At 58.8% G+C, this 19,459-nt stretch carries 17 protein-coding genes; 4 read left to right on the top strand and 13 right to left on the bottom strand.

Features of this window, described 5'->3' with window-relative positions:
* The 5 genes from gltB to VGL70_18185 form a co-directional block, all read right to left on the bottom strand.
* Nucleotides 1-4,597, bottom strand: a 4,597-nt coding sequence (gene gltB / locus VGL70_18205) for a glutamate synthase large subunit (protein ID HEY3305459.1), incomplete at its 3' end; no start/stop codon positions are given.
* 19 nt (nucleotides 4,598-4,616) lie between these two features.
* On the bottom strand, nucleotides 4,617-5,111 hold the full coding sequence (locus VGL70_18200) for an Lrp/AsnC family transcriptional regulator (GenBank protein ID HEY3305458.1): 495 nt from the start codon (nucleotides 5,109-5,111) through the stop codon (nucleotides 4,617-4,619).
* 280 nt (nucleotides 5,112-5,391) lie between these two features.
* Nucleotides 5,392-5,820, bottom strand: coding sequence for a CBS domain-containing protein (locus VGL70_18195; GenBank protein HEY3305457.1), 429 nt, complete (start codon nucleotides 5,818-5,820; stop codon nucleotides 5,392-5,394).
* Between the two features lie 226 nt (nucleotides 5,821-6,046).
* On the bottom strand, nucleotides 6,047-6,976 hold the full coding sequence (locus tag VGL70_18190) for an MBL fold metallo-hydrolase (GenBank protein HEY3305456.1): 930 nt from the start codon (nucleotides 6,974-6,976) through the stop codon (nucleotides 6,047-6,049).
* A gap of 16 nt (nucleotides 6,977-6,992) precedes the next feature.
* Nucleotides 6,993-7,877 carry a CoA ester lyase gene (locus VGL70_18185; protein ID HEY3305455.1) on the bottom strand — a complete coding sequence of 295 codons (885 nt, stop codon included), beginning with the start codon at nucleotides 7,875-7,877 and terminating at the stop codon, nucleotides 6,993-6,995.
* Nucleotides 7,878-8,168: 291 nt separating this feature from the next.
* Here VGL70_18185 and VGL70_18180 point away from each other — a divergent pair, with 291 nt between their 5' ends.
* A complete protein-coding gene (locus tag VGL70_18180) occupies nucleotides 8,169-9,371 on the top strand; it encodes an MFS transporter (protein HEY3305454.1) in 1,203 nt (400 codons plus the stop codon).
* Between the two features lie 449 nt (nucleotides 9,372-9,820).
* Here the strand turns inward: VGL70_18180 and VGL70_18175 are convergent, their stop codons facing one another.
* The gene (locus VGL70_18175; GenBank protein ID HEY3305453.1) at nucleotides 9,821-10,972 is read right to left on the bottom strand and encodes a glycine cleavage T C-terminal barrel domain-containing protein; all 1,152 of its coding nucleotides are present in this window, start codon (nucleotides 10,970-10,972) and stop codon (nucleotides 9,821-9,823) included.
* A gap of 142 nt (nucleotides 10,973-11,114) precedes the next feature.
* Between VGL70_18175 and VGL70_18170 the strand changes: the two genes are divergently transcribed.
* The 3 genes from VGL70_18170 to VGL70_18160 are packed head-to-tail and all read left to right on the top strand — an operon-like array spanning nucleotide 11,115 to nucleotide 12,006.
* Nucleotides 11,115-11,342, top strand: coding sequence for a DUF433 domain-containing protein (locus VGL70_18170; protein ID HEY3305452.1), 228 nt, complete (start codon nucleotides 11,115-11,117; stop codon nucleotides 11,340-11,342).
* Complete coding sequence (locus tag VGL70_18165) at nucleotides 11,343-11,663, top strand: hypothetical protein (GenBank protein HEY3305451.1); 321 nt, start codon at nucleotides 11,343-11,345, stop codon at nucleotides 11,661-11,663.
* Between the two features lie 19 nt (nucleotides 11,664-11,682).
* Nucleotides 11,683-12,006, top strand: coding sequence for a DUF2442 domain-containing protein (locus VGL70_18160; GenBank protein ID HEY3305450.1), 324 nt, complete (start codon nucleotides 11,683-11,685; stop codon nucleotides 12,004-12,006).
* A gap of 68 nt (nucleotides 12,007-12,074) precedes the next feature.
* Here VGL70_18160 and VGL70_18155 read toward each other — a convergent pair whose 3' ends face one another.
* The 7 genes from VGL70_18155 to ilvC all read right to left on the bottom strand — a co-directional run bounded on the left by VGL70_18155 (nucleotide 12,075) and on the right by ilvC (nucleotide 19,459).
* Nucleotides 12,075-12,701 (bottom strand): nucleotidyl transferase AbiEii/AbiGii toxin family protein, encoded by a 627-nt coding sequence (locus VGL70_18155; protein HEY3305449.1) that lies wholly within the window; start codon nucleotides 12,699-12,701, stop codon nucleotides 12,075-12,077.
* A 191-nt stretch (nucleotides 12,702-12,892) separates the two neighbouring features.
* Complete coding sequence (locus VGL70_18150) at nucleotides 12,893-13,915, bottom strand: aspartate-semialdehyde dehydrogenase (protein ID HEY3305448.1); 1,023 nt, start codon at nucleotides 13,913-13,915, stop codon at nucleotides 12,893-12,895.
* 106 nt (nucleotides 13,916-14,021) lie between these two features.
* On the bottom strand, nucleotides 14,022-15,104 hold the full coding sequence (gene leuB / locus VGL70_18145; protein ID HEY3305447.1) for a 3-isopropylmalate dehydrogenase: 1,083 nt from the start codon (nucleotides 15,102-15,104) through the stop codon (nucleotides 14,022-14,024).
* 62 nt (nucleotides 15,105-15,166) lie between these two features.
* Nucleotides 15,167-16,735 carry a 2-isopropylmalate synthase gene (locus tag VGL70_18140; protein HEY3305446.1) on the bottom strand — a complete coding sequence of 523 codons (1,569 nt, stop codon included), beginning with the start codon at nucleotides 16,733-16,735 and terminating at the stop codon, nucleotides 15,167-15,169.
* Between the two features lie 76 nt (nucleotides 16,736-16,811).
* The gene (pssA, locus tag VGL70_18135) at nucleotides 16,812-17,675 is read right to left on the bottom strand and encodes a CDP-diacylglycerol--serine O-phosphatidyltransferase (GenBank protein HEY3305445.1); all 864 of its coding nucleotides are present in this window, start codon (nucleotides 17,673-17,675) and stop codon (nucleotides 16,812-16,814) included.
* Nucleotides 17,676-17,691: 16 nt separating this feature from the next.
* Nucleotides 17,692-18,351 carry a phosphatidylserine decarboxylase family protein gene (locus VGL70_18130; GenBank protein ID HEY3305444.1) on the bottom strand — a complete coding sequence of 220 codons (660 nt, stop codon included), beginning with the start codon at nucleotides 18,349-18,351 and terminating at the stop codon, nucleotides 17,692-17,694.
* Nucleotides 18,352-18,442: 91 nt separating this feature from the next.
* On the bottom strand, nucleotides 18,443-19,459 hold the full coding sequence (gene ilvC / locus VGL70_18125) for a ketol-acid reductoisomerase (protein HEY3305443.1): 1,017 nt from the start codon (nucleotides 19,457-19,459) through the stop codon (nucleotides 18,443-18,445).

Raw genomic sequence — 19,459 nt, 5'->3', positions numbered from 1 at the left:
AATTTCCACTCACCCTAGCAGCATCATTTTTATTAGCTTCAAAAGCGGCCATGACCGCCTCATCCCCCACTAGGCCTTGGCTTTCCGCCTGGCGCAGCGCTTCGAGCATGCGCCGGTAGTCCTGCGGCATGACCTTGACGAACTTCGGCGCGGCCTCCTCCCAAAAAGCCAGGAGTTGCCACGCCCGACTGCTGTGCGTGTACGTCGCGTGGCGCTTGAGCATCTCTTCGACCTCGCGCAAATCCGCCTCGTCGAGGCGTTCCAACTGAATCGTTTCGAGATTGCAGCGGCTCTTGAAGTCGCCGTCCTCGTCGAGCACGTAGGCCACGCCGCCCGACATGCCCGCCGCGAAATTCCGTCCGGTCTTGCCGATAACCACGACGCGCCCGCCGGTCATGTATTCGCAGCCGTGATCGCCTACGCCTTCGACCACCGCGCGCACGCCGCTGTTTCTCACACAGAAGCGCTCGCCCGACACACCTCGAACATAGGCTTCGCCGTCGGTCGCGCCGTAGAAGGCCACGTTGCCGACGATGATGTTCTCCTCGGCGGCGAAAGTCGAGCCCGCCGGCGGATAGAGAATGACCTTGCCGCCCGAGAGGCCTTTGCCGAAATAGTCGTTGGCGTCGCCTTCCAGTTCGAGCGTCACGCCGCGGGGAATGAAGGCGCCGAAGCTCTGGCCGGCCGAGCCCTGAAAATGAAAATCGATCGTGTCTTCCGGCAGCCCTTCCGGTCCGAAGCGCCGCGTGACTTCGCTGCCTAAAATAGTCCCGACGACGCGATTGGTGTTGCGGATCGGCAAGGTCGCTTTGACTTTCTCCCGTCCCTCCAGCGCCGGAGCGGCGAGATCGAGCAAGACCTGATTGTCGAGCGCGTTTTCTAGGCCGTGATTTTGCGGAATCTGGCAGTAGCGGCCGACGTCCTTCTTGACCTTCGGCTGGTAGAGAATCGCCGAGTAGTCCAAACCGCTGGCTTTGCAATGATCGACGGCGCGCTTCATTTCGATCCTGTCCGAGCGCCCGACCATTTCATTCACGGTCCGGAAGCCGAGCTTGGCCATGTACTCGCGCATCTCCGCGGCGATGAAGCGCATGAAGTTGACGGCGTGCGCCGGATCGCCCTCATATTTCTTGCGCAGCTCGGGATTCTGCGTCGCGATACCGACCGGGCAGGTGTCCAGATGGCAAACGCGCATCAAAATGCAGCCGAGCGCCACCAGCGCCGTGGTTGCGAAGCCGAACTCTTCGGCGCCGAGCAGCGCGGCGATCACGACGTCGCGCCCGGTTTTCAACTGCCCGTCGGTCTCGACGGCGATGCGGCTGCGAAGATTGTTCAGCAGCAACGTCTGGTGCGTCTCCGCGATCCCCAATTCCCATGGCAGTCCGGCGTGCTTGATGCTCGTCTGCGGCGAGGCGCCGGTGCCGCCGTCGTGGCCGCTGATCAAAACCACGTCGGCGTGGCCTTTCGCCACGCCCGCGGCGATCGTCCCCACGCCGACCTCGGAGACCAGCTTCACGCTGATGCGGGCGTGATGGTTGGCGTTCTTGAGATCATGAATGAGCTGCGCCAGATCTTCGATCGAGTAGATGTCGTGGTGCGGCGGCGGCGAGATCAAGCCGACGCCGGGCGTCGAGTAGCGCACCTTGGCGATCCACGGATAAACTTTTCGTCCCGGCAATTCGCCACCCTCGCCCGGCTTGGCGCCTTGCGCCATCTTGATTTGCAGCTCTTTCGCCTGCGTGAGGTAGTAGCTCGTAACGCCGAACCTGCCGGAAGCGACCTGCTTGATCGCGCTGTTGCGCGAATCGCCGTTGGCGTCGAGGACGTAGCGCGCCGGATCTTCGCCGCCTTCGCCGGTGTTGCTCTTGCCGCCGATGCGGTTCATGGCGATGGCGAGCGCCTCATGCGCCTCCTTGCTGATCGAGCCATACGACATCGCGCCCGTTTTGAAACGCTTGACGATTTCTTCCACCGGCTCCACTTCCTCGATCGGAATCGGCTTGGCCGCGGGCTTCAGCTCCATCAAGGCGCGGAGCGTCGCCAAACGCTCGGACTGATCGTCGACGAGCTTCGTATATTCCTTGAACGTCGCGTAATTGTCGCTGCGGCACGCCTTCTGCAGAAGATGGATCGTCTTCGGATTGAACAGATGCAGCTCGCCGTCGGCGCGGTACTGATATTGCCCGTGGACTTCGAGCGTGTGGCCGTTGAACTGAAACGTCGGGAACGCCTTTTGGTGCTGGCGCTGCGATTCCAGCGCGACCTCTTCGAGACCGATGCCGCCGACTCTCGACGGCGTCCAGGTGAAATACTTGTCGATGAGTTCCCGGCCGAGGCCGACCGCTTCGAAAATTTGCGCGCCGCAGTAGGACTTGATCGTCGAGATGCCCATCTTCGACATCACTTTCACCACGCCTTTGGCGACGGCTTTGACGTAGCCCTTCACCGCCTTCTCATAGGTGATGTCCTTCAGCATCCTCTCGCCGATCATGTCGTTCAGGCACTCGTAGGCCAAATACGGGTTGATCGCCTGCACGCCGTAGCCGATCAGCAAACAGAAATGATGCACCTCGCGCGGCTCGCCGGATTCCAGCACCAGGCCGACGCGCGTGCGCGTGCCGGAGCGGATCAAGTGATGATGCAGGCCCGACGATGCCAACAGAGCGGGAATCGGCGCGTGGCTGCGATCGACTCCTTTGTCGGACAAGATCAAAATCGTCGCGCCGTTGGCGATGGCCTGGTCGGCGGCGTGGAAAAGTTCCTCCAGCGCGCTTTCGAGGCCCGCTTTGCCCTCGTGGGGATTGAAAAGAATCGGCAGCATGACGGTCTTAATGCCGGGCAAGTCGAGGCGGCGCAGCTTCTCCATCTCCGAGTCTTTTAGGATCGGCGTCGAGAGTCTCAACTGCCGGCAGCTTTCCGGCGTCGGATCCACCAAATTTCTTTCCGATCCCAGCGTGACGGTCATCGAGGTGATCAATTCCTCGCGGATCGGGTCGATCGGCGGATTGGTGACCTGAGCGAAGAGTTGCTTGAAATAGTTGTAGAGCAGTTGCGGCTTGTCGGAGAGCACGGCCAGCGGCGTGTCGGTGCCCATCGAGCCGACCGGCTGGATGCCGTTCTGCGCCATGGGCCCGATGTTGACGCGCAGGTCTTCGAAGCTGTAGCCGAACGCCTGCAGGCGCTGCAGCGTGGCGTGATGTTGATGCGCCGGCTGTTTCTCGGCGCCGTTCGCCAACTGGTCGAAGTGCACGGTGTTCTCGTCGAGCCATTGGCGGTACGGCTGGGCGGAGGCCATCTGCTGCTTGATCTCCTCGTCGCTGATGATGCGCCCCTCTTCGGTATCGACCAAAAACATCCGGCCGGGCTGCAGGCGGCGCTTCTCCAGGACTCTCTCCGGCGGCACCTCGAGCACGCCCACTTCCGAAGCCATGATCACGAGATCGTCTTTCGTGACGTAGTAGCGCGACGGACGGAGGCCGTTGCGGTCGAGCACCGCGCCGACCACGGCGCCGTCGGTGAAGGCGATCGAGGCCGGGCCGTCCCACGGCTCCATCAACGTGCTGTGGTACTCGTAAAAGGCGCGCTTCCGCTCGTCCATGCTCTCGTGATTTTCCCACGGCTCCGGGATCATCATCATCATCGCGTGCGGCAGCGAGCGGCCGCTGAGCGCGAGGAACTCCAAACAGTTGTCGAATTTGGCCGAGTCGCTGCCGTCCTCCTGGATAATGGGAAACAGCTTCGACACGTCGTCGCCGAACAATTGCGATGCGAGCATCGCCTGGCGCGCGTGCATCCAGTTCTCGTTGCCGCGGAGCGTGTTGATCTCGCCGTTGTGAATCAAGTAGCGGTAGGGATGCGCGCGGCCCCAGCTCGGGAACGTATTGGTGCTGAAGCGCGAGTGCACGACGGCGATGGCGGCTTCGATATCGGGATCGGTCAGATCGGGATAAAACGTGCTCAACTGCCGCGCGGTCAGCATGCCTTTATAGATGATGGTCTTGCACGACATGCTGGAAATATAGAAAAACTCGCCGACGGCGTCCTTGCCGTAGCGCAGCGCGTTTTCCGCGCGGCGGCGAATGACGTAGAGCTTGCGCTCGAACGCCAGGTCGTCCTTGATCGCCTTGCCGCGGCCGATGAAAACCTGCCGGATGAACGGCTCGCTGGTTTTGGCCGTGTCGCCGAGATACATATTGTCCGTCGGCACCTTGCGCCAACCGAGGACGCGCTGGCCCTCGCCGGTGATGATTTTTTCCAGCGTCTTCTCGCAGTGCTGGCGCTGTTTTCGATCGTCCGGCAAAAAGATCATGCCGACGCCGTATTGCCCCGGGTCGGGCAGGCGAAATCCCAGCCCTTCGCAGGCCTGTTGAAAAAAGGCATGCGGGACCTGCAGCAGGATGCCGGCGCCGTCGCCGGTGTTTTCCTCGCAGCCACAGGCGCCGCGGTGATCGAGATTCTCCAGGACCGTAATCGCCTGTTCGACGATTTGATGCGACTTCTCGCCCTTGATATGGACGACGAAGCCGACGCCGCAGGCATCGTGTTCGAATCTCGGATCGTAAAGTCCCTGCTTCTGAGGCATCCCCGGCTTTTTCATCTCCGCATCCTTCATAAAACTAACCGGCTTTGGTCACTTTTTTTCGCGAATTCTTCGGCACCCCGTTGTCGAATTCCAACTTCTGACTTTCCTTGACGCTGGAAAGAACCACCTTCGTGACCGTGCCCGTCACGCCCTCCAGAGAACGGATCTGTCCAAGAAGCTTCTCCAGCGACTCGGTGTTGGCCGTCTTCACCTTTAGAATGAAACTCTCTTCGCCGGTTACGTGATGGCATTCGAGCACGTCACGCTGCCGCGACACGTAGGCGGCGAACCCGTCGATATATTTTTGGTGCGCCACTGATACACCGACGAAAGCCGTGACGTCCTTGCCCACCTTCTTGGGATCGAGAACCGCTTGATAGCCCTTGATGATGCCGCTCGATTCGAGCTTCTTCACCCGCTCCATCACGGCGGGCGAGGAGAGATCCACCTCCTTGGCGATGTCCGCCAGGTGGGTCCTGCCCTGGTTTTGCAGAATAGAAAGAATTTTTAAATCTATTTGGTCCAGCAAGCCTAAACTCCTTAGGTTGAACACGTACTAGACCTAAGTTTCTTATGCTATTTCACGACGCCTGTCAAGGGGTTTTTAAAAAGAAAATCCGCTTTTTTCTGGCCCCGCTATTTTACCGGGATGCGGAAATATCCTTCAGAGACTTTTAGGGCGGTCAGAAAGGCGCCAGATAGAAGGCGGGCGACGATCTGGCGAGCGCAGGCGTACTCTTCCAGTACGTCGAGCGAGACAGATCGAGCGCAACGCACTAGCACTAGCTGGCCCTTTATGGCCGCCCCAACTAGCTGCTGATGTAGCGTTCCAGTTGTTCGATGATGAACTTTTGTTCCGTGATGATGGATTTCACCAGATCGCCGATGGAGATGACGCCGACCAGGCGGCCTTCCTCATAAACCGGCAGATGCCGGACGCGCTTGTCGGTCATCAGCGCCATACATTCCTCTATGTTTTGCTCGGGCTGGGCATACAAGACGTGGCTGGTCATGATTTCCCTGACCTGCGTGGTTCTAGAAGCGCGCCCCTGGAGAATGACCTTGCGCGCATAATCTCTCTCGGAGAGGATCCCGACAAGTTTTTCTCCGTCGATGACCATAAGCGCGCCGATTCCCTTTTCCGCCATGAGCTTCATCGCGTTGTAGACGGACGAATCGGGCGCGATCGACCACACGCTTTGACCCTTGAGCGCAAGAATGTCCTTAACTTTTGCCATAGATCACCTCGGCGATCTCGATTTATCCTATCTACTGCGTGCTGTGGAAATTGTAAAGCATAAATCCGTGAGGCCGCTCCGGTCCGTTCGTTGACAAGGAAACCATATTGCGCGCTAAACTTTTTGACCACGAAGGCCAGGCTTATCCTGGCGCTCCGAAGCACACAAAGGAACAGGCACAAAGTAGGCGCCTACGGAGACAATGTTTTACGGTGAATAATCCGAGCTAGTACCCGCGCTCGATTAGCTGATTATAAAAAAGCTTGTAGAACGCTCTGAGCCTCTCCGGCCGCTTGTAGTGCGCGAACTCCTGCGGGATCTTGAACTCTTTTTCGACCTGCTCGAGCGTTTTGCCGGCCGCGACCATCTTGGCGACCTCGTCGCGCATGACGACAAAATAGCGCTTTTGTTCTTCGAGGTCTTTGACTCCTCGCCCAAGATGCACCGGACCGTGGCCGGGAACATAAGTATCGACGGGCAGATTGCGCGCCATGACATTGTCGAGAATCTGGATCCATCCCTTCACGTTTGAAAACCAGACACCCGCCGACTCTCCCTGGCCGGGATGAATTTCCGTGTCGAGGAGATCGCCCATGAGCATGAGGCGCTTCTGGGGAATAAAGACCGTGAGATCGCCGGTGCTGTGCCCTCTACCTTCGGCGGTGATCAGGAACGTCAGCCCGCCGAAGTGAAGCGACATGGCTCCATCGAAGCCGATGTCGGGCCGGATCAGCTCTCTGCCCTTGTAGCCGACGACCTTGGGGTCATTGGCGCGCTCCTCGAATTCCTTCGCCTCTTGCATGAAGAGATCTTGCACCTGATTTTTCGTCGCGATGTAGACCGGCTTGTCCTCGCGGAAGTGCCAGGCGCCGGTCGCGTGGTCTCCCGCCGCGTGGGAGGAGATCAGGTACTTTACTTTTTTGTCGGTGAGCTTGCGGATGGCCGCCAGCGTCTGGTCGGCGGTGCGGATGTCGATGTCGAAGACGAGCACGCCTTCGTCGGTGACGATGAAAGTCGAATTGCTCGAGCCAGCGGAGTTCTGCATGAAGTAGACGCCGTCGGCGATCTTGGTCATCGTCATCTTAACCTGAGCGGAAGAGACCCACGGCAACAGAACGAAGAAACATACAACAAGGCATTTAGCGAGACGCTTCATGATCAGCCTCCTTTGCCTAAGCTTTGATACCCAGAGTTTTTGCCATTTCCAACGTACGCCTTGCGCGCTCGACGATCGGCCGGTCGATCAACTGGCCCCCAAAAGCAACGGACCCGTCGCCGCGCGCATTCGCTTCCTCGAAGGCCCGAACTACTTGCGTGGCGTATTCGATCTCTTCCGGCGTCGGACTGAAGACGGCGTTGATCGGGTCGATCTGCGATGGATGGATGAGAGACATCCCGGAAAACCCGAGCCGCCGCGACTGGCGCGCGAATCGCCCGAGGCCTTCCGAATCTTTCAAATCGACCCAGACGCCGTCGATCGCCTGGACGTGCGCCGATGCGGCCGCGACGGCCGTCGCGGAGCGCGCGTAAAGCAGCTCCTGCGCCTCGCCTTCCCGTTTGGTCGGGAGACCCATCTCGCGGCCGTAGTCCTCGGCGCCGAACATCAAGCCGATGACGCGCGGCGAGGCGGCGGCGATGCCCGGCGCGTCGAGAAGGCCGCGCGGGCTTTCGATCGCTATCAGCAATCTCGTGCTGCCGATCTCGATCTTGTGCTCGAGCTCGCGCGCCTTCAGCAAAGTATCGACTTTCCTTACTTCCTCCGGCGCTTCGACCTTGGGCAGGACCAGCCCGTCCAATCCCGGACGCACGACTTCTTGGAGGTCAACCTCCATCCGCTCGTGGCCGATGGCATTGATGCGCACGAAGCGAGTAGGAGATTTCGGCGCTCGCTCGCGCCCGAGCGCTTCGCCGATGAGTTTTCGCGCGGTATCTTTCTCGTTGGGAGCGACGCCGTCCTCGATGTCGAGCATGATCGCATCGGCGTTCAGCGTCAGCGCCTTATCGATCATCTTCTGCCTGTGCCCCGGCACAAACATCCACGAGCGCTTCAATTCCATCTCATGACCTCCGATCGCGTCTTTCCTTTATCTCAACGAGAATAAATTTGCCATCGCTGGAAGTCGGCGGGGACTTGGGATAAAAAGGCTGTTGCAATTTACCGCGGGACGACCCGCCACTGCGAGCTTTTTCTTTTGTCATCCTGAGCAGAGCGAAGGATCTCGGGCCGACACGCAGTTCGATGTGCAAACAACTCAAGTTAGGAGAGATTCTTCGGCTTCGCCTCAGAATGACACGCGGGCTTTCGAACGGTTTTAAGGGTTGCGTAGAACCACCCGAGCGATCGAATCATGAAGACGGCAACCCTGAAGCTGTGCCTGCCGGTCATCGCCGTGACCGCGCAGCAAAACGTCGCGGGCCTGATCGTCCCGCCCTTTCTCCAGAGCGCCGAGTTTCCCGTCGCCATGATAGGCTCGCTGATCTCTCTGGGGCCGGTTCTGGCGCTCGCATCGCGGATCCCCTCGGGTCTCGCGTACACGGACAAGCGGGCGCGCGCGTTGATGAGCCTGGCGCTCTTGGCGATGGCGGCCACCAATTTCCTCTATTCCTATGCGGTCACAAGTCTCACCTTTGCCGTTGTTCACGGAGTCAACGGCTTCGCCTACGGCGCGGCCACCACGCTTTATCTGGCCTTTTACATCGGCTCGCTGCCGCCGGACGAAGACCGCAACCACGCGATGGGTTACTACGCCGGCAGTCTCGCGCTCGGCTATTCGACGGGTAATTTTCTGGCGGGATTCGTCGCCGACCGGTTCGGCTACGAGGCCACCTTCCAGTTAGCGGCGCTGCTGTCGTTCTTATGCGCGGGGCTGCTCTTCACTTTGAAGAAGAGCGCCGCATCATCGGACACGAAAAAAAAAGACGGCGGATCGCCGCGACCAAACCTGAATTGGTTGCAGTCTCTTAAGTCAGCCTGGGAGCCGAAGCTCGCGGCTGTCGCGGTGGTCGCGCTGTTCTTGAATTTGCTGCACCAGATGGCGAATGTCTTTTTACCGCTCTATGGTCTGGCGGTCGGACTGACGTTAACCCAGGTGGGCGTGATCAAAGGATTCTACGCTCTTTGCAACGCGATTACGCGGCCGATCAGCGGCCTTGTCGTTAAACGATTGGGGCATCGCCGCCTCTCCTACGGCGGAATGCCCGTGCAGTCGGCTTTCGTGTTGCTCATCCCTTTTTGTGCCGATTTCATCACGCTGCTGATCGTGCATGTCTCGGCCGGCTTTGTCCGCGCCGTCGCGATCGTCAGCAACTCGATCAGCCTGGTCCAGGAAACGGATGAAGCGCGCGTGCCGCGCGGAGTCTCATCCGGGCTTTATAACGCGGCCGGCGATCTGGGAAATATCGTCGGTCCAAGCATGGGCGGTCTGATCGCTTCGGTTACCGGCGTGGCCAACCTGTTCATGGTCGGGCCACTGATAACGGCGGTTCTGTTTTTTATTTCGCTCTGGGCCTGCCGGTTCATCGCTCCAAAACCTAGCACCGCGAGGAAATGAATGAGGCGGGCGCGCGTGTCTTTATCCGTCATTCCCGTGAAAACGGGAATCCAGTCTTTTTTAACCTGATAGGGGTCGGAAACGGCTTGCGCCGTCCCCGCCCTCCGAACCGTGCGTGCGGTTCTCCCGCACACGGCTCTCCAGTCGGTAGTTTCCTCATCGGGATTGGCTCGCTAACACACGGGCCGTACTCAAGGTGAACAGCCCTTGTGTTGCGAAGAAAGTATTCGGCCACCGAAGATGGTCGTCGCGACATTTCCCCAGCCCCGGTCGCTTCTCCTGCTTACGCAGGATCGCACGTAGCCTGCGACGAACAAAGGCGTCGGTCAACTGATGGACCCACGGCTGCGCAGCTACGGAGTTGTGGCATACTCCGACACGGACTTTCACCGTGCTAATGTGGCGCCCTCACGGGCGCACGATTCCCGCTTCCGCGGGAGTGACTCCTCTTAAGACTTCGGGATATTTTTTTGCGGATCGAGGAAGGGTTTTTTTACCACCGTCGCGCGCCTGTCTCCCGCGTCCGGAACCGCCACCGTCAACGCTGTTCCCAAGCCGCCGTGTTCCACGGGGAGCATGGCATAGCCGATGTTTTTCTTTAGGCGCGGCGAGAAGACGGCGGAGGTGACAAAGCCAACCTTCCTTCCGTTCCGGCTCACGGGCCAGCGCGTGAGATTTAAATCCAGCGGCGCGCCGGCGATCTCAATGCCGACTAGCTTGCGCTTCACGCCTTCGGCCTTGATGCGCCTGAGCGCCGCTTTGCCGATGAAATCGTTTTTCTGATCCAGCTCGACCAAGCGATCGAGCCCGACCTCATACGGATTGTTCTCCAGCGTCATGTCGATGCCGTAGTTGAGTATACCGGCCTCGATGCGGCGAATGTCCGACGGTCCGGTCGGCGTGATGCCTTCCGGCTTTCCCGCCGCCATCACTTTCTCCCACAGCTCCACGCCGCGGCTTCCGTCACGCAGGTAAATCTCGTAGCCGACCTCGCCCGTCCAACCGGTGCGGGTGACTATGAGAGGAATGCCGTCCAGCTTGGTATCAACGAAGTGGTAGTAGGGCATATCCAAAATTTTTGCGCTGAACAGACGCTCCATCACCGGCTTCGACTTCGGTCCCTGGATTTGAATCGGCGAAACGTCCGGCTCTTGAATCTTGACATCCATTCCGGAGTTCAGCGCAACGCCCTTGGCCCACAGCAGCACATCGCTGTCGGCAACGGCGAGCCAAAAGTGATTTTCGCCGAGGCGCATCAGCACCGGATCGTTGATGATGCCGCCGTTCTCATCGGTGATGAGCACGTACTTTCCCTGTCCTACTTTACATTTGCTCAAATCCCGCGGCGTCAACATATTGGTGAGCTTGAAAGCATCGCGGCCGGTGATCTCCACCTGCCGTTCCACGCCCACGTCCCACAGCGTCACCCCTTCGATCAGCTTCCAGTATTCCTTCACCGGATCGTCATAGTAGCTCGGAAGCAGCATGTGGTTGTACACCGTGTAGCTCTTGCAACCATATTTCTGCGTCGCCTCGAAAAACGGCGAGCGGCGAATCCTAGCGCCGCGGGTGATAAGGGTGATGTCGAAGATTTGGGACATGTTTTTATCTTTATCCCAAACAGTCACTCCTTGCCAGATCGGCATCCTTACCTGCTCTTTTCATGGGAGGGAAAGAAAGAAGTTATTCACCCTCTTAACTCTCGCCTTGAATCGCCGTGCTACCGAGGTTAGGATAAGAGCCATGTTGGATTGGCCCTCTTGTCCGGCGGTTGAGCGTGACCCAGAGCGCGTAAGCGGCCAGTGGGTATTTCGCGGCACGCGCGTCCCGGTTGCTGCTCTCTTTGAGAACCTTGAAGACGGGGTCCAGATCGATCAATTTGTTCAGTTGTTTCCGGGCGTCACTATCGAGCAGGTGCGCGCCGTCCTCGACCACGCGGCCAGAAGCTTGGCTTTACCCCAGGTTGCCTGAGTGCGCATTCTTTTCGATCAGGGTACGCCAGTACCCTTGCGCAAACTCCTTACCCCACATCAAGTTGAAACCTCGTATGAGCGCGGATGGAGCACCTTGAATAACGGCGATCTGCTCTCAGCGGCAGATCAGGCGAGCTTCGAGATTTTTGTTACAACCGACAAAAATCTCCGCGATCAGCAAAATCTTGGCAGGCTAAAAATCGATGTCGTTGTGCTGTCATCTACCAGTTGGCCCCGCATTCAAAAGGCTGCCGCAGCAGTCCAGGAAGCGATTGATGCCGCCTTGCCCGGCAGCTTCAACGAAGTCACTATTCCATAGACGAGGTAGGAGTATAACGATGCGTGAAGAAAAAGAAGGAGGATCGGCGGCCAAGCCTCGCGCTCGAAGCGTTTCCGTCAGCGAAGAAGCGTTGACGGTGGACCTGGTGGACGGCCGCACCATCATTGTACCTGTGGCTTGGTATCCCCGTCTGTGGCACGGCTCCGATCAGGAGCGAAATCGCGTCGAGATATTTGGCGACGGGACGTATATCCACTGGCCTGACTTGGACGAGGATCTCACAGTCGCCGGACTTTTAGCGGGTCACCGCTCTGGCGAGAGTCCCGAATCCCTTAAGAAGTGGTTGGAAGCGCGAGGAAACAAGAACCAGAAGTCCAAGTGAGCCTGGCTTACCGGCTATCCCTGCTTCACAGGTGATCCTGATCAAAGTCTTCACGATCTGGAGGGCGTTCAGCGCCACGCCTTGCGGCTACGATTTTGTTTTTTTGTCTTAGCGTTACGCAAGCACTCGTCTAACATTTCACCCAGACGAAGTTTTGCCGCTTTCTGCCGGAGGCTCTTGAGACTCAGTACGGGCGGCGGATTGGAGAGCAGTGTCTCTACATCCAACAGGTCCTGCGGACCACCGGCTTCCAGCTTCATGAGAATCAAATCCTCCGGATGAAGAACAGGAACCTGGAACCGACCAACCTTCAAGGGAATACTCCTGACGAGCGCCTCCCGATGATAACGTTTATGCGCCCAGAGAATATCGACGGTCATGCCTCCGGCCGAACGGTGGAGCTTCAGCCGCAAAAGCAACGGAACCGGATCATCGAAGCCGCCGATCCTCCACTCCACGACGCAGCCTTTTCCCTCCAAATGCCTCTGCAACCGATCGCGAAATTCAAGGTCGCGCACCGGGCTTGAGTCAGAGTCGGCTAACAGATCGATATCCTGAGTCGCGCGCACCGCGCCCCAGGCTGACACTCCTAACCCTCCAATCAAGGCAAAGCGAATAGGAGTGGGAAGCGAAGCAGACGCAGCTTTAAACAGGCTTGGCAAAGTGCGCAGAGCGCGCGCAAACCGCGGCGCCATCACCGCTTCCGGCGCGCGGCGTCGCGCAAAGCGAGACACAGGTCGGAAAGTTCCATGGCGAGTTGAAGCCTCTCGGCTGGAGTTGCAGGTAATTTAGAAGGTATTTTAATCCGCGATGGACGAGGTCGTCGCCGCTGGCTAATGGGCAGCGGACTGCGCTTGGCTTTTCGTACCGTTCCCATAACAACGCTTCACAAGTAATCCCTGATCAGTATCTCCGCGATCTGGACGGCATTCAGCGCCGCGCCTTTGCGGAGATTGTCGGCGACGATCCAGAGATTGATGCCGTTGGGGACGGTATCGTCCTCGCGCACCCGGCCGATCATGGTCGCGTCCGTGCCGACCGCGTCGATCGCCATCGGATAAACGTTCTCTTCGGGCGCGTCGCAGAGCAAAACTCCCGGCGCCTCGCGCAGAATCGCCCTGACGTCGCCGACCGTGAGCTTTTTCTCGGTCTCGATGTTCACCGACTCGGAGTGGCCGCAGAAAACCGGCACGCGCACACAGGTCGCAGTCACCCCGATCGACGAATCCCCCAGGATCTTCTTCGTCTCGTTGCTAATCTTTGCCTCCTCCTTGGTGTAGCCGCTCGGCAGGAAGACGTCGATGTGCGGGATGCAGTTAAAGGCGATCTGATGCGGGAACTTCTCCCTCACCGGCTCTTTGCCGTTGAACAGCGCTTGGGTCTGTTGGCTCAGCTCTTCCATCGCCTTGCGGCCGGCGCCTGAGGTGGACTGGTAGGTCGAGACGAGCACGCGCTTGATCCGCGCCGCGTCGTGTATCGGCTTGAGGGCGACGACCATCTGGATCGTCGAGCAGTTCGGATTAGCGATAATGCCGCGACTTTTATAATTGGCGATCTCGCTCGCGTTGACTTCGGGCACGACGAGTGGGACGTCGGGCTCCATGCGGAAGCGCGCGGTATTATCGACGACGACCGCGCCGGCAGCGACGGCGATCGGAGCGAACTTACCGCTCACGGATCCGCCGGCGGAAAAAAGCGCGATATCGATATCGTCGAAAGAATCTTCCCGGACGACCTCGACTCGAATCTGTTTCTGTTCGAATTCGAGGAATTGGCCGGCGGATCGCTCCGACGCGAGCAGCCGCAATTCGCCTACCGGAAAAAGTCTCTCCTGCAGGATCTCGCGCATCTGCTCCCCGACCGCTCCCGTCGCGCCAACGACGGCCACGTTATACCGCTCCTTTTTCACTGCCCCTCTCCCATTTTCGATTTATTAATTTTGTATTTTCGAAAATCGGCTCAGCCAAAAAGAGAGGCTGATCAGCCTCGGGCTGAAATCGAAAATCGAAAATTGTTTAACCTACCTTTTCCCTGACCCGTTTTCCCATCTCCTTGCAACCGATGAGCTTGCAGCCTTCCGATTTGATGTCGGCGGTGCGGTAGCCTTCGTTGAGCACGTCCTCGACCGCCTTCTCGATCCGGTCCGCCGCCTTGCCCTGATCGAGCGAATGGCGCAGCATCAACGCGACCGTGAGAATCGTCGCCAGCGGATTGGCCATGTCTTTCCCAGCGATGTCCGGCGCGGTGCCGTGCACCGGCTCGTACATGCCGACTTTGCCGCCGAGGCTCGCCGACGGCAGCATGCCGATCGAGCCGGTCAGCATCGCCGCCTCGTCGCTCAAGATATCGCCGAACATGTTGGTCGTGACCATCACGTCGAACTGCTTGGGATCCCGAATAAGCTGCATCGCGCAGTTGTCCACGAGCATGTGGTCGAGCGCAACGTCGCCGTAACCGTTCTCTTTGTGCATGCGGGTGACCACCTTGCGCCACAGCTCCGTGACTTCGAGCACGTTCGCCTTATCAACCGAAGTCAATTTCTTCCGCCGCTTGCGCGCCGCCTCGAAACCGACGCGCGCGATGCGCTCGATCTCCGGCGTCGTGTAAACCTCCGTGTTCACGCCGCGCTCGGTGCCGTCCGGAAGCTTGGTCACGCCCTTGGGCTGGCCGAAATAGATCCCGCCGGTCAACTCGCGCACAACGAGAAGATCGGTCCCCTCGACGACTTCGCGCTTGAGCGTCGAGGCCGCAGCGAGAGCCGAGAAGAGCTTCACCGGACGGAGATTGGCGAAAAGTCCCAACTCCTGGCGCAGCGCGAGTAAAGCGCGCTCCGGACGAATCGAATAATCCAGGCTGTCCCACTTCGGTCCGCCCATTGCGCCGAGCAACACGGCATCGGCCTGCTTCGCCAGCTTCAAGACCGAATCGGTGAGCGGCTTCCCGTGCGCGTCGATCGATGCGCCGCCGACGATGCCTTCTTCATATTCCACGTTGAAGCCGTGAAGCTCGGCGACGCGGCTCAAGAGTTCGGTCCCTTCGCGCACGACCTCCGGCCCGATCCCGTCTCCCGGCAACACGGCTATTCTGTAGCTGCTCAACTCATCCCCTCCCTAGTCATCTTTTGAACTCGAAACCCGGAACCCGAAACTCGGAACTTTTTTTACGGCCCTTCCCTCTCCACCATCCGCCGATAGTGCTTCCGGCCTTCGAGCTTGTTGAGCGCGTTGATAAACGCCAGCGCGCTGGCCATGATGATGTCCGTGTGCGCCCCCTGGCCGGAGACGCGCATGCCGTCGTCCTCGATGATGCACGAGACGCCGCCCTGCGCATCCGCGCCGCCCGTGATGGCGTTCACGGTGTAGCGCACGAGCTGCGATTGCGACCCCGTGATCTTGGCGATCACCTTGTAACAGGCATCGACGGCGCCGTCGCCCGTGGCGTAATCCATCCTTTCCTCGTCGTTGACGCGCATTTTAATGGTCGCCGCGGGGACGCCCTCGGAGCTCGAATTCACGTTGAGGTATAACAGCTCGTAGCGGTCCGGCTGCCCCGGCACGCGGAGAATCTCCTCCGCGACGATCGCCTCGATATCCTCGTCGTAAACGTTTTTCTTCTTGTCCGCCAATTCCTTGAAACGCAGGAACGCCCGGTTCATGTCTTCCTTGCTGAGATTGAAGCCCAGATGCTTCAAGCGCTCGTCGAAAGCGTGGCGTCCCGAATGTTTGCCCATGACCAGGCGATTTCCCGTGATGCCGACCGATTCCGGCGTCATGATTTCATACGTCTGCTTATGCTTCAGCACGCCGTCCTGATGGATGCCCGCCTCGTGGGCGAAAGCATTGTCGCCGACTATAGGCTTGTTGATCGGAATCGGAATGCCGGTGACCTGGGAAACCAAGCGGGACGTCGGATAGATCTGCTCCGTGACGATCCCGGTGTCCAAATCGAGATAGTTCTTTCTCGTTCTGAGCGCCATGACGACTTCTTCCAGAGAAGTATTGCCGGCGCGCTCGCCGATCCCGTTGATGGTGCATTCGATTTGCCTGGCGCCGTTGTGAACCGCGGCGAGCGAGTTCGCCACCGCAAGGCCTAGGTCGTTATGACAGTGAGCGCTCCACGTTACACGGTCGGCCCCCGCCGTGCGCTCGATCAAGTTGCTCATCAGGACGCCGAACTCCGACGGGATCGCGTATCCGGTCGTATCCGGCACGTTGATCGTCCTGGCGCCCGCCCGAATCACTTCCTTAAAAACTTGAATCATGAATTCGGGGTCGCTCCGCGACGCGTCTTCGGCCGAGAACTCGATATAGTCGATGTGCTTCTTGGCGTAGCTCACGGCCTTGACCGCAGCCGCAAGAACTTCGTCGCGCGACATTCTGAGCTTGTGCTTGAGATGAATATCGGATGTCGCGATAAATATATGAATCCCCGGATTTTTTGCCTGCTCCACCGCCTTCAGCGCGCGATCGATGTCGCCTTCTTGAGAGCGCGCCAGGCTCAAGACGCGCGGCCGGCTTACTTCCTTGCAAATCCGGACGACCGAATCGAAATCGCCTTCGGAAGAAGCGGCGAACCCGGCCTCTATGACGTCTACGCCGAGCTTTTCCAGTTGCCGCGCTATGACGACCTTCTGTTCCGCCGTCATGCTCGCGCCGGGCGACTGCTCGCCGTCCCTCAGCGTGGTGTCGAATATTCTTACCATCGAATTGTCATTCACCTTGTCTTTCATGGCTCATCCTCCAGATAAAAAAAAGCTCCCGCGGCATCGTCGGCCGACGGGAGCTGTAAAGACATCGAAAGGGGAACTAATGCAGCGCCTCTGCGAGTTCCCCTCTCTTCTCCCGTCGCCGCTTGTAAACGGTAAGGGTCCACAAGAGGGGGCCGGAAAGAGTATACAAGAGAACCGTGAAAAAAAACATAATCTGCGGCTCGACGATAAAAAGCTTGATCAAGAGAATACCGGAAACCAGAACCCAGAAAGGATGCTTCTTCTTAAGGACCAGCTTCTGCTTCAAGCTGAAGTAGTTGAAATTGCTAACCATCAAACCCGCCAGCAAATAAATGACCAGGAGCAATATCACTTCCTTGTTCGCCGCGCCTTCTACTCCAAAGCTATAATACAGCAGCACGGTCGCCACGATCATCTCCGCCGCCGCCGGAATCGGCAGGCCGACGAAATGGATCTTTTCGACGTTCTTGATTTGCACGTTGAAGCGCGCGAGCCTGAGCGCGCCGCAGACCACGTATAAACACGCCGCGAGCCAGCCCCACGTACCCCAGGGCACCAGCGCCCAATAAAAAACCAGCACCGCCGGCGCGACGCCGAAAGAAACCAGATCGGCGAGCGAATCCAGCTCGACGCCGAACTGGCTCGTCGTCTTGGTCATACGCGCCACCAGGCCGTCCAGGCCATCCAAAACATTGGCCAAGATGACAAAAAGAGAGGCTTTAAAATAATCGCCGTTAAAGGTCGATACGAGCGAGAAAAAGCCGCAGATGAGATTACCCGTCGTAAACAGACTGGGGATGAGATAGACGCCTTTCTTGAGCTGGTCCCGGCGATGGCGCACCCTCTGCTTCAGAGGAACGCGCGGCGTCGTTCTCCTCGGCAATATCCGGACCTTGGCCCTCGCCAGTCTGTCGTTTTGTTGATCGTCGAATTCGTTCATGGGCTTCTTCTCTCGATCATCCTCGGGACGGTGACCCTTGGTTTATCGAATGGTCGAATCGCGCCAGAATAGTTTCTCCTCCCTTCACGCGCTGCCCCTCGCTTACTTCGCGACCGGCTCCAAGGGGTAAGAAGACATCGACTCTGGAACCGAACATTATAATACCGAATCTTTGTCCCGCTTCCAAGACGTCGCCTTTCTTAACTTTGCAGACGATGCGCCGGGCGACGACCCCTGCAATCTGGACGACCCTCAACCTCCTCCCGCGTGAATCGACCATGGTAAGAGCGTTTTGCTCATTGTTCTCCGACGAGCTTTCCTTATATGCGGCGATGAACCGCCCTTTCCTATACTCTACGTCTTCGACGGAGCACCGGACCGGAGACCGGTTCACGTGCACGTCCAATGGGGACATGAAGATACTGATCCGAGTGCCGGGTTCGGCGGCGCCGTTGCCCTTCGTCTCCCGGATTTCCATCAATCTCCCGTCGGCCGGCGACAGGATCAAAGCTTCGCCCGCCGGCGGATTCCGGTCAGGATCACGAAAGAAAGCAGCAACGCAGAACGTAACGAGGCCGGAGACGGCGGCGGTCCACGCCAAGCCGAGGACGGCGAGCATTACGGTCAGAAGAGCCAGGGCAACTATATATGGATAGCCCTCTCTAGCGATTTTCATTGGCAACAGGCATGAGGCGTGAGGCTTGAGGCTCGAGGGTGAGAATTCTTTCTCTTTGCCTACTGCCTACCGCCTATCGCCTACTGCCTTCCTAGTTTCTCGATCTGTCCACCAGGCGGTTTTGCGCCAGCCAGGGCATCATCGAGCGGAGATTCTCGCCGACTTTCTCCAGCGGATGGTTCGACGCCTCTTTTCTCAGCTCCTTGAAGTGCGGCATGCCGGCGCGGCACTCGGTGATCCACTCCTCGGCGAACTTGCCCGACTGAATGTCGGCGAGGATTTTACTCATTGCCTGGCGCACTTCGGGGCCGATGACCCGTTTCCCGCGCGTCAGGTCGCCGTACTCGGCGGTGTTGCTGATCGAATAGCGCATGTTGGTGAGTCCGCCCTCGTAGATGAGATCGACGATCAGCTTGACCTCGTGAACGCATTCGAAGTAGGCCATCTCGGGCGGATAGCCCGCCTCGATCAGCGTATCGTATCCCGCTTGAATCAGCGCGCACAGCCCCCCGCAGAGGACCGACTGCTCGCCGAAGAGATCGGTCTCGGTCTCGTCTTTGAAAGTCGTCTCGATCACCGCGGCCCGCGCGCCGCCGAGCGCGCTGGCATAAGCCAGTCCCACCTGCTTGGTGTCGCCCGACGGGTCTTGCTGGATCGCGAGCAGGCACGGCACGCCTCGCCCTTTTTCGAACTCGCTGCGGACAAGATGGCCGGGCCCTTTCGGCGCGACCATGAAGACGTTGACGCCTTTGGGCGGCACCACCTTCTTAAAATGGATATTGAATCCGTGGCCGAAGGCTAAATATTTGCCGTCTTTCAGCCCAGGACGAATCTCCTTCTCGTACGCTTCGCCTTGAAGCTCGTCCGGCAGCAGGATCATGATGATGTCGCCCCACTTGGCGGCCTCCGCGGTCTCCATGACTTTGAGCCCGGCCTTCTCGGCTTTGGGCCACGAGTTGCTGTCCTTTCTGAGCCCAACGGCCACCTCGACGCCGGAATCTTTCAGATTAAGGGCGTGCGCGTGCCCCTGGCTGCCGTAGCCCAGCACCGCCACTTTTTTGCCTCTGAGATGTTTCAAATCCGCATCACGGTCATAATAGACTTGCAT

It is taken from the genome of Candidatus Binatia bacterium (assembly GCA_036504975.1).
GTDB lineage: Bacteria > Desulfobacterota > Binatia > UBA9968 > UBA9968 > JAJPJQ01.
This window is presented reverse-complemented; position numbering and strand designations above follow the sequence as displayed.

Bases quoted from the DNA above. Each gene is read 5' to 3' on its own strand.
- VGL70_18195 (HEY3305457.1), bottom strand. From the start codon at position 5,820: ATGGCAAAAGTTAAGGACATTCTTGCGCTCAAGGGTCAAAGCGTGTGG.
- VGL70_18190 (HEY3305456.1), bottom strand. From the start codon at position 6,976: ATGAAGCGTCTCGCTAAATGCCTTGTTGTATGTTTCTTCGTTCTGTTG.
- VGL70_18185 (HEY3305455.1), bottom strand. From the start codon at position 7,877: ATGGAATTGAAGCGCTCGTGGATGTTTGTGCCGGGGCACAGGCAGAAG.
- VGL70_18180 (HEY3305454.1), top strand. From the start codon at position 8,169: ATGAAGACGGCAACCCTGAAGCTGTGCCTGCCGGTCATCGCCGTGACC.
- VGL70_18175 (HEY3305453.1), bottom strand. From the start codon at position 10,972: ATGTCCCAAATCTTCGACATCACCCTTATCACCCGCGGCGCTAGGATT.
- VGL70_18170 (HEY3305452.1), top strand. From the start codon at position 11,115: ATGTTGGATTGGCCCTCTTGTCCGGCGGTTGAGCGTGACCCAGAGCGC.
- VGL70_18160 (HEY3305450.1), top strand. From the start codon at position 11,683: ATGCGTGAAGAAAAAGAAGGAGGATCGGCGGCCAAGCCTCGCGCTCGA.
- VGL70_18155 (HEY3305449.1), bottom strand. From the start codon at position 12,701: ATGGCGCCGCGGTTTGCGCGCGCTCTGCGCACTTTGCCAAGCCTGTTT.
- VGL70_18140 (HEY3305446.1), bottom strand. From the start codon at position 16,735: ATGAAAGACAAGGTGAATGACAATTCGATGGTAAGAATATTCGACACC.
- pssA (HEY3305445.1), bottom strand. From the start codon at position 17,675: ATGAACGAATTCGACGATCAACAAAACGACAGACTGGCGAGGGCCAAG.
- VGL70_18130 (HEY3305444.1), bottom strand. From the start codon at position 18,351: ATGAAAATCGCTAGAGAGGGCTATCCATATATAGTTGCCCTGGCTCTT.
- ilvC (HEY3305443.1), bottom strand. From the start codon at position 19,459: ATGCAAGTCTATTATGACCGTGATGCGGATTTGAAACATCTCAGAGGC.